The 13,162-nt window shown below is 71.1% G+C and carries 8 protein-coding genes; 5 read left to right on the forward strand and 3 right to left on the reverse strand.

Translation table 11 applies throughout. From position 1 onward, the window contains the following. Window positions 1-13: 13 nt before the first annotated feature. The gene (locus C4J65_RS16720; protein ID WP_115743127.1) at window positions 14-1,450 is read left to right on the forward strand and encodes a VWA domain-containing protein; all 1,437 of its coding nucleotides are present in this window, start codon (window positions 14-16) and stop codon (window positions 1,448-1,450) included. 24 nt (window positions 1,451-1,474) lie between these two features. Here C4J65_RS16720 and C4J65_RS16725 read toward each other — a convergent pair whose 3' ends face one another. The 3 genes from C4J65_RS16725 to C4J65_RS16740 form a co-directional block, all read right to left on the reverse strand. Beyond that, a complete protein-coding gene (locus tag C4J65_RS16725) occupies window positions 1,475-2,347 on the reverse strand; it encodes a hypothetical protein (RefSeq protein WP_115743128.1) in 873 nt (290 codons plus the stop codon). A 182-nt stretch (window positions 2,348-2,529) separates the two neighbouring features. Beyond that, window positions 2,530-3,636 (reverse strand): Ser/Thr/Tyr protein phosphatase SppA, encoded by a 1,107-nt coding sequence (sppA, locus tag C4J65_RS16730; protein ID WP_115743129.1) that lies wholly within the window; start codon window positions 3,634-3,636, stop codon window positions 2,530-2,532. A gap of 444 nt (window positions 3,637-4,080) precedes the next feature. Beyond that, the gene (locus tag C4J65_RS16740) at window positions 4,081-5,193 is read right to left on the reverse strand and encodes a LacI family DNA-binding transcriptional regulator (RefSeq protein ID WP_003975000.1); all 1,113 of its coding nucleotides are present in this window, start codon (window positions 5,191-5,193) and stop codon (window positions 4,081-4,083) included. A gap of 419 nt (window positions 5,194-5,612) precedes the next feature. Between C4J65_RS16740 and hisC the strand changes: the two genes are divergently transcribed. The 4 genes from hisC (at window position 5,613) to cydD (ending at window position 13,106) form a co-directional block, all read left to right on the forward strand. Further along, window positions 5,613-6,692, forward strand: a complete 1,080-nt coding sequence (gene hisC, locus C4J65_RS16745; RefSeq protein ID WP_115743130.1) for a histidinol-phosphate transaminase — start codon at window positions 5,613-5,615, stop codon at window positions 6,690-6,692. A gap of 289 nt (window positions 6,693-6,981) precedes the next feature. Further along, on the forward strand, window positions 6,982-8,487 hold the full coding sequence (locus tag C4J65_RS16750; RefSeq protein WP_115743131.1) for a cytochrome ubiquinol oxidase subunit I: 1,506 nt from the start codon (window positions 6,982-6,984) through the stop codon (window positions 8,485-8,487). Between the two features lie 20 nt (window positions 8,488-8,507). After that, window positions 8,508-9,512 (forward strand): cytochrome d ubiquinol oxidase subunit II, encoded by a 1,005-nt coding sequence (gene cydB / locus C4J65_RS16755; protein WP_115743132.1) that lies wholly within the window; start codon window positions 8,508-8,510, stop codon window positions 9,510-9,512. Between the two features lie 75 nt (window positions 9,513-9,587). Further along, the gene (cydD, locus tag C4J65_RS16760; protein ID WP_115743133.1) at window positions 9,588-13,106 is read left to right on the forward strand and encodes a thiol reductant ABC exporter subunit CydD; all 3,519 of its coding nucleotides are present in this window, start codon (window positions 9,588-9,590) and stop codon (window positions 13,104-13,106) included. Window positions 13,107-13,162 lie beyond the last annotated feature (56 nt).

Below are 13,162 nucleotides of genomic sequence, written 5' to 3' on the forward strand. Positions count from 1 at the left end.
GCAGACTGGGCGCATGACAGCCACCTCCCTGAGCAAGGGTGCCAACGTCGCCGTCGACTCCCCCGCGGTGCGCGCCGAACTCGTGTGGTCCCCGGGACCGGGCGTCCCCGAGGTCGACGCCTCCGCCCTGCTGCTCACCTCGGCCGGACGGGTGCGGGACGACGGTGACTTCGTCTTCTACAACCAACCCCGTCACACGTCCGGCGCGGTGGGCCACCTGGGCAAGCGGGTCGGCCCCGGCACGGAGGCGGGTGTCACGACCGATGCCGTCGAAGTGGATCTGAGTGCGGTCGAGTCGGCGGTCGAACGCATCGTCCTGTGCGCCTCGGCGGACGGCGGCACCTTCGGCCGGGTCCCGGGGCTGTCGCTGCGGCTGCTGGACGCCACGAGCGGTACCGAACTGGCCCGGTTCGACATCACGGCCGGTACGGAGACCGCGCTGGTCGGCGGCGAGTTGTACCGGCGCCAGGGGGCGTGGAAATTCCGTGCGGTCGGGCAGGGCTACGCCTCCGGGCTCGCGGGGCTGGCGACCGACTTCGGCATCACCGTCGACGACGAGGCTCCCCCGACGGGGCCCGCCACCCCGGCCACCGTCCCGCCGACGGCTCCTCCGGTGCCCGCCCGGCCGACGACGGCCGTACCGCCGCCGCCACCGGCCTCGGCCCCGGCGCCGGCCGCCACCGGCCCCCGGCTCACCAAGGGCGAGGAGCGCCTGCCCGTGGACATGCGCAAGCGGTTGTCCCTGCGCAAGGAGCAGGTCGCGGTCAGCCTGAGCAAGCACGGGGCGGCCGGGATCACCGCGCGCGTCGTCCTCGTACTGGACGCCTCCGGGTCCATGTCCTTCCTCTATTCCAAGGGCGTCGTAGCGGACGTCGTGGAGCGGATGGCCGCCGTCGCCGCGCAGTTGGACGACGACGGGGAGATGCAGGCCTGGACCTTCGCCTCCCATCCGGCCCGCCTGCCCGACCTGCGCCTGGGCGAGCTGCCCGAGTGGCTGCGGCTGCACGTGCGGGTGGGGGAGATCAGCCTGTTCCGGCGGGGCAGGAAGAAGGGCCTGCACCCCGATCAGGTCGACATGCGGGCGGTCGGCATCCAGAACGAGGAGCAGAAGGTGATCGCCGAGGTCCGTGCCTTCGTCCGGGCCGATCCGGCACCGGTCCCGACGCTGGTGCTGTTCTTCTCCGACGGCGGTGTCTACCGCAACGCCGAGATCGAGCGGGAGCTGCGGGAAGCCGTGGAGGAGCCTGTCTTCTGGCAGTTCGTCGGGCTCGGGCGCTCCAACTACGGGGTGCTGGAGCGGTTCGACACCCTGCCGGGCCGTCGCGTCGACAACGTCGGCTTCTTCGCCGTCGACGACATCGGCACCGTACCGGACCCGGAGCTGTACGACCGTCTGCTGTCCGAGTTCCCGTCCTGGATCACTGCCGCCGGCCGGGCGGGCATCCTCTGAACCGCTGCCCGCCCGTGCCGGTGGCTATTCGGGCCGGTGTTCCGGGCCCCCGAAGTCCGGGCTGCTGTAGTCCGGGCTCGAGTAGCTCGGCCGCGGGCCCGCGTCGGGCCCGCCGTCGGGGCTGGTGAACCCGGGGCGGCCGTAGCCCAGGTGCGGCATACGACTGCTGCCCGGGGCGGCCGGTGCGGTGCGGCGCAGTGCCGCCGTGCCCGGGTCGCTGAGCGCCTCCCGGAGGAAGGGCAGTATGCCGCGTTCCAGCAGGGCCTCGTGCCAGGCGTCCCTGGCTCGGGCCACCTCCTCGTCGCGTGCGCTGTAGAAGCCGGACTCGGCCGAGGGGCGGTTGCGCAGTGCGGTGAGCAGTAGCCCCACGGCGGCGACGAGGATCGCCACCGCGGTCACGGCGCCGAACACCCATCCCGTGGTGAGCATGGTCTGGGCGAAGGTCTGCCCCGGGTCGAGCATCTTCAGGAGATAGCCGACCAGCAGGAATATCGCCGCGGCCGTGCCGGCCAGGACCGGCGCCAGGACGGCTACGACGGCGACGGCCCCCGCACCGGTCGCCTCGGCCATCTCGCCCATGGTGGCGGCCAGTCCCCCCGCGCCGGTGGCCTGCTCCTGGGAGCCTGACTCGCGCGTGGCGGGCGACGGTGCCGAGGGCGCCGGGTGGCGCAGTTCCTCGCGGACCTTCACGTAGTGCTGGTACTCGGTCGTGGCCGCCGCCGTGATGAGGGCGGTGGCGTTGAGTGCCATGGTGCGCAGTTGTTCGGAGTTGAGCCGCTGACCGACGGCGGCCAGCTCCGGGCGGTGTGGTGCGGAGCGCAGCGCCTCGTCGAGGATCCGCTCGTACTCTTGGCGGTCCTCGCTCGGCAGGTGCTGCGGAACGCTGTTCATGTGCATCCCCCGATGCTCCGTAGGGCTTGGGGCTCGCATGCCAACGAGCCGTCGGGCAGAAACGGAGGGGAGCCTGCTACGGATAAGCCGATGGTAGAGCGGTGACGGCGGACGGTGACAGGGGGTTTCCAGAAATTGGGTGCCGGTCTGTACGAACGGTACCCCCGCGAAAGCCGTCCGGTGAACGGTCAGACGTCCAAGGGAAGCTGTTGGACCAGCAGCTTTCCGGCCATGGTCACGCCGCCGTCCATCGCGATGGCCAGGCCCTCCGCGTAGACGTGCGGTCCCTCGACCACGGTGCGGGTGTCGTCCTCGCCGTCCTCGGAGCCGACTTCGCCCAGCAGGTAGGGGATGGGGCTGTGACCGTGAACGATCCGGGTGCCGCCGTACGTATCAAGCAGTGAGCGCACGGCGTCGGCGCCGCCCTCGTCGCGGAAGGAGAAGCGCTTGGTGAACTTGCGGAACAGGTCCCACACCTCCTCCGCGTCGTTGCGCGTGAGCGTCTCGCGGACGGTGTCGTTGACCTCTTCGATGGAGCGGCCGTAGTCGAGGTAGGTCGTGGCGTCCGAGTGGACCAGGAGGTGGTCGTCGACCTCCTCCATGGCGTCGAGGCGGGCCATCCACTGCAGGTGGTGGTCCTGCAGGCGGTCCATGTCGGTCTTCTGGCCGCCGTTCAGCAGCCAGGCGGCCTGGAAGGTGGCGGTGCCCGCCCCGGAGTTGACGGGCGTGTCGCCGAAGCGCTTGGCGCCGAGCAGCAGCAGCTCGTGGTTGCCCATCAGCGCCTTGCAGTAGCCGCCGGCCGCGGCGGCCTCGGCGGACAGCCGCATCACCAGGTCGATGACGCCGATGCCGTCCGGGCCGCGGTCGGTGAAGTCGCCGAGGAACCACAGCCGGGAGGTGCCCGCGCACCACTGGCCGGCGTCGTCGACGAGGCCCTTCTCCCGCAGGGCGGCCAGCAGCTCGTCCAGGTAGCCGTGCACGTCGCCGACGACGAACAGGGGGCCCTGCCCGGTGGCGGGCTGCTGCACCGCCGCCGGTGCCGGCTCGACGGTGACCTGAACCGTGTCACCCCGACGGATGACGGGCAGATCGCGCTGCGTGGGCGTGTAGCCCTCGGGAAGGGCCTCCTCGAGCTCCTCCTCGGAGGGAGGCGCGGACTCGCCCGTGTGCGTGCCGGGGGCAGCGTACGGAGCGGTCTCGTGGACGTACGCGGGTACCCGGAAGTCGCGCACCGTCGCCGTCCGCTCCACCTCGGGTCCCTGACCGGCCCCCTGAGTCATCGACCCCTCCACCATCGCGCCGCATCTGCACCGCTTCGGACTGCCTGGTCGCAGCGGCCCGCGGTGTGTGGGCCCATCATAGGAATGCGGATCGCGCTGTGTGATGACCCAGGGGTGGTGAATCAGGCCAGGACTCCGGTTCGCTGCGGCTTTCGCCCTGATTGGGCCCGGCTTCGCCCGCCCGCGACCGTGGCCCGGCCGTGGTTCTGCCGTGTTCCGGACGTGCCGGGTGTGGCCCTCGCCGCCCTGTTTCGCCGTCGTTCCGCGTCGTCGTTCTTCGTCGTTCTTCGGGGCAGCTCGCCGCTCTTCGTCGTGCTTCGCCGTTCCACCGTGCTTCCCGCCGCGACCGGGACGCGCCGCCGTGCGGTGCGCTGCCGGGCTCCAGGGGGCGTCGGCCGGGTCGTGCGTACGGCCGCGACCCGGTCCCGCATCCGGCGTCCCGGGGGTGCCGGACGACCCCTACTCGCCCTCCGGCGACCGCGGTGGGCTGACCGTCGTACGCGGCGGGCGCCGCTGCGACGAGGTACGCACGATCAGTTCGGTCGGTATGACCTGCTCGACCGGCTGGTCGGAGTGCAGCCCCTCGATCGCGTCGATGAGGACCTGGATCACGGCGGTGCCGATGCGGCGGGGCTTCAACGAGAGGGTGGTGATGGGCGGCTCGGTGCTGGCGTACACGGTGGACTCGCTGCAGCAGACCAGCAACAGGTCCTCGGGAACGCGCAGGCCGTAGCGGCGGGCGGCGGCGAGCAGGTCGGTGCCGTTCGGATCGAACAGCCCGTATACGGCGTCGGGCCGGTCGGGGCGGGCGAGCAGCCGGTCGGCGGCGACCGCGCCGGCGCACGGGTCGTGCGCGGGGTAGGCCTCGTAGACCGGGTCCTGGCCGACGCGCTCGCACCAGCGCAGGTAGGCGGTGGTCGACAGATGGGTGTACGTGTCGGTCGTGGTACCGGTGAGCAGGCCGATCCTGCGGGCGCCCGCGTCGGCGAGGTGGTCGAGGATGCCGAGTACGGCCGCCTCGTGGTCGTTGTCCACCCAGGCGGTGACCGGCAGTGAGCCGGCCGGGCGACCGTCGGAGACGACGGGCAGGCCCTGGCGGACGAGTTCGCTGACGACCGGGTCGTGGTCCGAGGGGTCGATGACGACCGTGCCGTCGAGCGCGACGTTGGACCACACGTCGTGACGGGACGTCGCCGGGAGGATGACGAGGGCGTAGCCGCGGGCGAGCGCGGCGGACGTGGCGGCGCGCGCCATCTCGGCGAAGTACGCGAACTCGGTGAAGGTGAAAGGTTCATCCCCGTACGTCGTCACGGTCAGGCCGATGAGTCCGGACTTGCCGGTGCGGAGTGTGCGGGCGGCCGCCGAGGGCCGGTAGCCCAGTCGGTCGGCGACCTCGCGCACATGGCGCCGGGTGGCATCCGGGAGTCGGCCCTTGCCGTTGAGGGCGTCGGAGACGGTAGTGATGGATACTCCGGCGGCGGCGGCCACGTCCCTGATGCCTGCCCGACCCGGCCGACTGCCTCGACGTGAGGTTTCCGCGCGGCTCACCTGGTGCTTCCCTGCTGCTGTCATGGCGAGCCGATAGTAGGGCTCATGGGGTGGGGTAGTGCGGACGCATATGCACGCGTTGACAGTCACGTTTCTGCAAGATCATTAATGCTTAACGGCCTTGGAAAGTAAGCCAGTTGAGCCCATCCACCCCATTACCTGGCGCGTTGACCAGTGAGGGCCTGCGGGGTGGCGGATGTTGCGAAGAGGTCTCAACTCACCTGCACGAGGGATGCGCGCCACGGCGCGAGCCACCGGCGCGTAGATATATGTGCGGCGCGCCCCCCGAATCGTGCGCCTTCGTGCACTGATGCCCCTGATGCCAGTGTGACGAACGAGGTCTGCTCCCACCTCTCCCGTCTCTCCCGCCTATACGCAGCGGCGGTGAATCCTCATAAGGTGAGAAGTATTCGATGCCGGTGCTGGTCACGAGGAGGACTGCGGTGAGCGAGACGAGCCCCAAGCTGCGCGCCGAGCTGGAGGGGATTCCCACCTACAAGCCGGGCAAGCCCGCCGCGGCCGACGGCCCGGTGGCCTACAAGCTGTCCTCCAACGAGAACCCGTACCCGCCGCTGCCGGGAGTGATGGAGACGGTGACGGCCGCCGCTTCCTCCTTCAACCGCTACCCGGACATGGCCTGCACGTCGCTGATGGCCGAGCTGTCCGACCGCTTCGGGGTGCCCCTGGCCCACCTGGCCACCGGCACCGGCTCGGTCGGTGTGGCCCAGCAGCTGATCCAGGCGACCTCGGGCCCCGGCGACGAGGTGATCTACGCCTGGCGCTCCTTCGAGGCGTACCCGATCATCACGCAGATCAGCGGCGCGAGGTCCGTGCAGGTGCCGCTGACGCCGGACGAGGTGCACGACCTGGACGCCATGGCGGACGCGATCACCGACCGCACCCGCCTGATCTTCGTCTGCAACCCCAACAACCCCACGGGCACGGTGGTGCGGCGGGCCGAGCTGGAGCGGTTCCTGGACCGGGTGCCGAGCGACGTGCTGGTGGTCCTGGACGAGGCCTACCGCGAGTTCATCCGGGACGCCGAGGTTCCGGACGGCGTCGAGTTCTACCGTGAGCGGTCCAACGTCTGCGTTCTGCGCACCTTCTCCAAGGCCTACGGCCTGGCGGGACTGCGGGTCGGGTTCGCGATCGCCCACGAGCCGGTGGCGGCGGCGCTGCGCAAGACGGCGGTGCCCTTCGGGGTCAGCCAGATCGCGCAGGAGGCGGCGATCGCCTCGCTGCGCGCGGAGGACGAGCTGATCGGCCGGGTCGGCTCCCTGGTGTGCGAGCGCACGCGGGTGGCCGACGCGCTGCGCGCGCAGGGCTGGACGGTGCCGGAGACCCAGGCCAACTTCGTCTGGCTGCGGCTGGGGGAGCGCACGCTCGCCTTCGCGAACGCCTGTGAGCAGGCCGGCGTGGTCGTCCGCCCCTTCGCGGGCGAGGGCGTGCGCGTGACGGTCGGGGAGAGCGAGGCGAACGACATCTTCCTGAAGGTGTCGGAGGAGTTCCGCAAGGAGCTGTAGCCCCGCACGGGTCGGGACGACGAAGCGCGGGACGGCAGGTGCCGTCCCGCGCTTGCGCATGCCGCGAGGCCGTCACCCTCCCTCTAATTCAACGGTTTGTTGAAGTTCCGGCGGAGGGGTTGACGTCACAGGGGACCCCCCTTCCGGTGTCGAAAAGCAGTAGGTCATAATTGCTTGTGAATGTGAACGCGTTCACAAGCGTGTCCCGATTGCGCCCGCGCTGGGTGTGACAAACACGCTCAAACTGCCGCTGACCACGGCGGTGTGGCGATGTGAGGAGAGTGACCACGTGGACCTGGCTCTGGCGCCGGAGACGCTGGCGCGATGGCAGTTCGGCATCACGACCGTCTACCACTTCCTGTTCGTCCCGCTGACGATCTCGCTGGCCGCCCTCACGGCCGGACTGCAGACCGCCTGGGTCCGCACGGAGAAGGAGAAGTACCTCAGGGCGACGAAGTTCTGGGGGAAGCTCTTCCTGATCAACATCGCGATGGGTGTCGTCACCGGCATCGTGCAGGAGTTCCAGTTCGGCATGAACTGGTCCGACTACTCCCGCTTCGTCGGTGACGTCTTCGGTGCCCCGCTCGCCTTCGAGGCGCTGATCGCCTTCTTCTTCGAGTCCACCTTCATCGGCCTGTGGATCTTCGGCTGGGACAAGCTGCCCAAGAAGATCCACCTGGCCTGCATCTGGATGGTCTCGATCGGCACCCTGCTGTCGGCCTACTTCATCCTCGCGGCCAACTCCTGGATGCAGCACCCCGTCGGCTACCGGATCAACGAGGAGAAGGGCCGCGCCGAACTCACCGACTTCTGGCAGGTCCTCACCCAGAACACCACCCTCAACCAGGTCTTCCACAGCTTCTCGGCGGCCTTCCTCACGGGCGGCGCCTTCATGGTCGGCATCGCCGCCTTCCACCTGATGCGCAAGAAGCACATCCCGGTGATGCGGACCTCGCTCCGGCTCGGCCTGGTGACCCTGGCGGTCGGCGGCCTGCTCACCGCGGTCAGCGGCGACACCCTCGGCAAGGTCATGTACGAGCAGCAGCCCATGAAGATGGCCGCCGCCGAGGCCCTGTGGGACGGCGAGAAGCCCGCACCGTTCTCGGTCTTCGCCTACGGGGACGTGGACAAGGGACACAACAAGGTCGCCCTGGAGATCCCCGGACTGCTCTCCTTCCTCGCCCACAGCGACTTCGAGTCCTACGTGCCCGGTATCAACGACACCAACAAGGCCCTCCAGGAGCAGTTCGGGCCCGGTGACTACAAGCCCATCGTCCCCGTCGCCTACTGGGGCTTCCGCTGGATGATCGGCTTCGGCATGGCGTCCTTCTCCCTCGGCCTGCTGGGCCTGTGGCTGACGCGGAAGCGTTTCCTGCTGCCACCGGCCCTGCGTACCGGGGAGGACGAGGTCCCGCACCTGGTGCTGCTGAGGAAGCCGCTCGGGGCGAAACTCTCCCGGATGTACTGGCTGCTGGCGCTGTGGACGATGGCGTTCCCGCTGATCGCCAACTCCTGGGGCTGGATCTTCACGGAGATGGGCCGGCAGCCCTGGGTGGTCTACGGCGTGATGCAGACCCGGGACGCCGTCTCCCCCGGTGTCTCCACTGCCGAGGTCATCATCTCGATGTCCGTCTTCACCCTGCTGTACGCCGTCCTGGCCGTCATCGAGGTCAAGCTCCTGGCGAAGTACGTGAAGGCCGGACCGCCCGAGCTGACCGAGGCCGACCTCAACCCGCCCACGAAGATCGGCGGCGATCTCCGTGACGCCGACAAGCCGATGGCCTTCTCGTACTAGGCCGAGGGAGCTGCACAGTCATGGAACTGCACGACGTCTGGTTCGTTCTGATCGCCGTCCTGTGGACCGGCTACTTCTTCCTGGAGGGCTTCGACTTCGGGGTGGGGGTGCTCACCAAGCTGCTCGCCCGCAACCGGGCCGAGAAGCGGGTGCTGATCAACACCATCGGGCCCGTGTGGGACGGCAACGAGGTGTGGCTGCTCACGGCCGGCGGTGCCACCTTCGCCGCCTTCCCCGAGTGGTACGCCACGCTCTTCTCCGGGTTCTACCTTCCCCTGCTGGTCATCCTGGTCTGCCTGATCGTCCGCGGGGTCGCCTTCGAGTACCGCGTGAAGCGGCCCGAGGAGAACTGGCAGCGCAACTGGGAGACGGCGATCTTCTGGACCTCGCTGCTCCCCGCGTTCCTGTGGGGCGTGGCCTTCGGCAACATCGTCCACGGCGTGGAGATCGACCGGAACCTGGAGTACGTCGGCTCGGTCTGGGACCTGCTCAACCCGTACGCCCTCCTCGGCGGCCTGGTGACGCTGACGCTGTTCACCTTCCACGGCACGGTGTTCACCGCGCTCAAGACCGTCGGTGAGATCCGTGAGCGGGCGCGGACCCTGGCGCTGCGGGTCGGTCTGGTCACGGCCGTACTGGCCCTCGCCTTCCTGCTCTGGACGCAGGCCGCCAGCGGGGACGCCAAGAGCCTGGTCGCCCTCGTGGTGGCCGTGGCCGCCCTGGTCGCCGCGCTGATGACGAACCAGGCGGGGCGGGAGGGCTGGTCGTTCGCCCTGTCCGGCGTCACCATCGTGGCCGCCGTGGCGATGCTCTTCCTGACGCTCTTCCCGAACGTCATGCCGTCGACGCTGAACGCGGACTGGAGCCTCACCGTCACCAACGCCTCGTCCAGCGCCTACACGCTGAAGATCATGACCTGGCTGGCCGTGATCGCCACGCCCGTCGTCCTGCTCTACCAGGGCTGGACGTACTGGGTGTTCCGCAAGCGCATCGGCACCCAGCACCTCGCCGACGCCGCGCACTGAGTCCTGGGGTGCGTTTCACGTGAAACGTTGCGAAACGCTGGAACGCATCCCGCCGGGCAGGAAGGCCTGTTTCACGTGAAACCCATCGATCCACGTCTTCTGCGGTACGCCCGCGCCACGCGGTTCTTCCTGGCGGCGGTGGTCGTCCTGGGCACCGTCGGGGCCGGACTGCTCGTCGCCCAGGCCATGCTCGTCGCCGAGGTGGTGGTCGGCGCCTTCCAGCACGGCACGACGGCCGCCGGACTCCGCACCCCGCTGCTGCTGTTGGTGGCCGTCGCCTGCGGCCGGGCGCTGGTCGGCTGGCTCACCGAACTGGCCGCGCACCGGGCCAGCGCGGCGGTCAAGTCGGAGCTGCGGGGCCGACTGCTGGAACGGGCCACCGCGCTCGGCCCCGGCTGGCTGGGCGGACAGCGGACCGGCTCCCTGGTCGCCCTCGCCACCAGGGGAGTCGACGCCCTCGACGACTACTTCTCGCGCTACCTTCCGCAACTGGGCCTCGCGGTGGTCGTGCCCGTGGCGGTGCTGGCCCGCATCGTCACCGAGGACTGGGTGTCGGCGGCCATCGTCGTCGGCACCCTCCCCCTCATCCCGGTCTTCATGATGCTGATCGGCTGGGCCACCCAGTCCCGGATGGACCGCCAGTGGCGGCTGCTGTCGCGGCTGTCGGGACACTTCCTGGACGTGGTCGCGGGGCTGCCCACGCTGAAGGTCTTCGGCCGGGCCAAGGCGCAGGCCGAGTCGATCAAACGCATCACCGGCGAGTACCGCCAGGCGACCATGCGCACCCTGCGGATCGCCTTCCTGTCGTCCTTCGCGCTGGAACTGCTGGCCACGCTGTCCGTCGCCCTCGTCGCCGTCACCATCGGTATGCGCCTGGTCCACGGGGACATGGCCCTGTACGACGGCCTGGTCGTGCTGGTCCTCGCACCCGAGGCCTATCTGCCGTTGCGGCAGGTGGGGGCGCAGTACCACGCGGCGGCCGAGGGTCTCGCCGCCGCCGAGGACATCTTCTCGGTGCTGGAGCGTCCGGTACCGGCGTCGGGAACCGGCCCGGTTCCGGCGGACAATGCGCTGCGCTTCGAGGGCGTGACGGTCCGCTATCCCGGACGTGCCGCGGCGGCCGTCACGGACGTGGACTTCACCGTCGAGCCCGGGGAGACGGTCGCACTCGTCGGTCCCAGCGGGGCGGGCAAGTCGACGCTCCTGAACGCCCTGCTCGGCTTCGTGTCCCCGGCCGGGGGGCGGGTCCGGGTAGGGGGAGCCGACCTCGCCTCGCTCGATGTCGCGCAGTGGCACACCCGCGTCGCCTGGGTGCCGCAGCACCCGTACCTGTACGCCGGCACCATCGCGGAGAACGTACGGCTGGCCCGGCCCGACGCCGACGACACCGCCCTGCGCCGGGCCCTGCGGGACGCGGGCGCCCTGGAATTCGTGGACGCGCTGCCCGAGCGCACGGCGACCGTCCTCGGGGAGGACGGAACCGGTCTGTCCGCGGGACAGCTGCAGCGGCTGGCGCTGGCCCGGGCGTTTCTCGCGGACCGGCCGGTGCTGCTGCTCGACGAGCCGACGGCGGCCCTGGACGGTGCCACCGAGGCGGAGGTCGTGGACGCGGTCCGCAGGCTGGCACAGGGGCGGACGGTCCTGCTGGTGGTGCACCGTCCGGCGCTGCTGGAGGTCGCCGACCGGGTGGTGCGGCTGGACGTGCCGGCGAGCGACGCCGGGGCCGAGGACACCAGCGGGCCGCCGGTCGCTGCGCAGGTCAGCCCGCGCGCCGCCGCTCCGGACTCCTTCGACGAGCCGCGCTCCGCGTCCGCCGGGCCCGCTGAGCCCGCCGCGATGGTGCGGGGAGGCGTGCTGCCCCGGGTCCGCGCCATGTCGGGCGCCCGGCGCGGGCGGCTCGGCCTGGCGCTGCTGCTCAGCAGCCTGGCACTCGGCAGCGCCGTCGGCCTGATGGCGACCTCGGGGTACCTCATCTCGCGGGCCTCCGAGCAGCCGCCGGTGCTGTACCTCATGGTGGCCGTGACGGCGACGCGGGCCTTCGGCATCGGGCGGGCCGTGTTCCGCTACGCGGAGCGGCTGGTGTCGCACGACGCCGTGCTGCGGATGCTGGCCGACACGCGGGTCGCCGTGTACCGGAGGCTGGAGCGGCTGGCCCCGGCGGGGCTGCGCCACAGCCGCCGGGGCGACCTGCTGTCCCGGCTCGTCACCGACGTCGACGCCTTGCAGGACTACTGGCTGCGCTGGCTGCTGCCCGCCGGAAGCGCGCTGGTCGTCTCCGCCGCCTCGGTCGGGTTCACGGCCTGGCTGCTGCCGGAGGCGGGCGTCGTGCTCGCGGTCGGCCTGCTCGCGGCCGGTGTCGGTGTTCCGCTCCTCACCGCGGCCGTGGCACGGCGCGCGGAGCGCCGGCTTGCCCCCGCGAGGGGCGTGCTCGCCAACCGGGTGACGGACCTGCTCACCGGTACCGCCGAGCTGACCGTCACCGGCGCCCTGCCCGGTCGTGCCGCCGAGGCGCGGCGGGCCGACGGCGCCCTCACCCGGATCGCCTCGCGTGCCGCCACGGCCACCGCGCTGGGCGACGGGCTCACCGCGCTGGTCTCCGGCCTGACCGTCGCGGGCGCCGCCCTCGTCGGGATCCAGGCGGTCGCCGACGGCCGGCTCGCCGGCGTGGCCATGGCCGTCGTCGTCCTGACCCCGCTGGCCGCCTTCGAGGCCGTCCTCGGACTGCCGCTCGCCGTGCAGTACCGCCAGCGTGTGCACAGGAGCGCCGAGCGCGTCTACGAGGTGCTCGACGCCCCGGAGCCGGTGCGCGAGCCGGAGAGGCCCGGGCAGGCGCCCGCCTCGCCGTTCCCGGTGGTCCTCGAAGGGCTGGCCGCGCGTCACCCCGGGCAGGACAGGGACGCGCTGGCGGGGCTGGACCTGACCCTGGAGAAGGGGCGCCGCGTCGCCGTGGTCGGTCCGTCCGGGTCCGGCAAGACGACCCTCGCCCAGGTGCTGCTGCGCTTCCTCGACTCGGCGGCGGGCTCCTACACGCTGGCCGGTGTCGACGCCTACGCCCTGGCCGGCGACGACGTACGGCGCCTCGTCGGGCTGTGCGCCCAGGACGCGCACCTCTTCGACAGCTCGGTGCGCGAGAACCTGCTGCTGGCCAGGAAGGACGCCACCGAGGCCGAGCTGCGCGACGCGCTGGCGCGGGCCCGGCTGCTGGAGTGGGCCGACAGTGTGCCCGACGGTCTGGACACGCTGGTCGGCGAGCACGGGGCCCGGTTGTCCGGCGGTCAGCGCCAGCGGCTCGCCCTGGCCCGGGCGCTGCTCGCCGACTTCCCCGTCCTCGTGCTCGACGAGCCCGCCGAGCACCTCGACCTGCCGACCGCCGACGCGCTCACCGCCGATCTGCTGGCCGCCACCGAGGGCCGTACGAGCCTGCTGATCACACACCGGCTCGCGGGGCTGCGGGCCGTGGACGAGGTAATCGTCCTGGACCGCGGTCGGGTCGTGCAGCGTGGTACGTACGAGGAACTGGCGGCCGTTCCGGGGCCGCTGCGGGAGATGGCCGGACGGGAGGCTGCCGCGGAACTGCTGGTGGGAGCGGTGTGACCGGCCGACCCGGCCACGGGTCCGCGAAAATATGCCGCAATACGACTTTCGTGAAC

This window comes from Streptomyces sp. CB09001 (assembly GCF_003369795.1).
In the GTDB taxonomy this organism is placed as follows: domain Bacteria; phylum Actinomycetota; class Actinomycetes; order Streptomycetales; family Streptomycetaceae; genus Streptomyces.

What these genes read in the sequence shown, in the direction of transcription:
- cydB (WP_115743132.1), top strand. Translation starts at nt 8,508, where the DNA reads ATGGAACTGCACGACGTCTGGTTCGTTCTGATCGCCGTCCTGTGGACC.
- sppA (WP_115743129.1), bottom strand. Translation starts at nt 3,636, where the DNA reads ATGGTGGAGGGGTCGATGACTCAGGGGGCCGGTCAGGGACCCGAGGTG.
- C4J65_RS16740 (WP_003975000.1), bottom strand. Translation starts at nt 5,193, where the DNA reads ATGACAGCAGCAGGGAAGCACCAGGTGAGCCGCGCGGAAACCTCACGT.
- C4J65_RS16725 (WP_115743128.1), bottom strand. Translation starts at nt 2,347, where the DNA reads ATGCACATGAACAGCGTTCCGCAGCACCTGCCGAGCGAGGACCGCCAA.
- C4J65_RS16720 (WP_115743127.1), top strand. Translation starts at nt 14, where the DNA reads ATGACAGCCACCTCCCTGAGCAAGGGTGCCAACGTCGCCGTCGACTCC.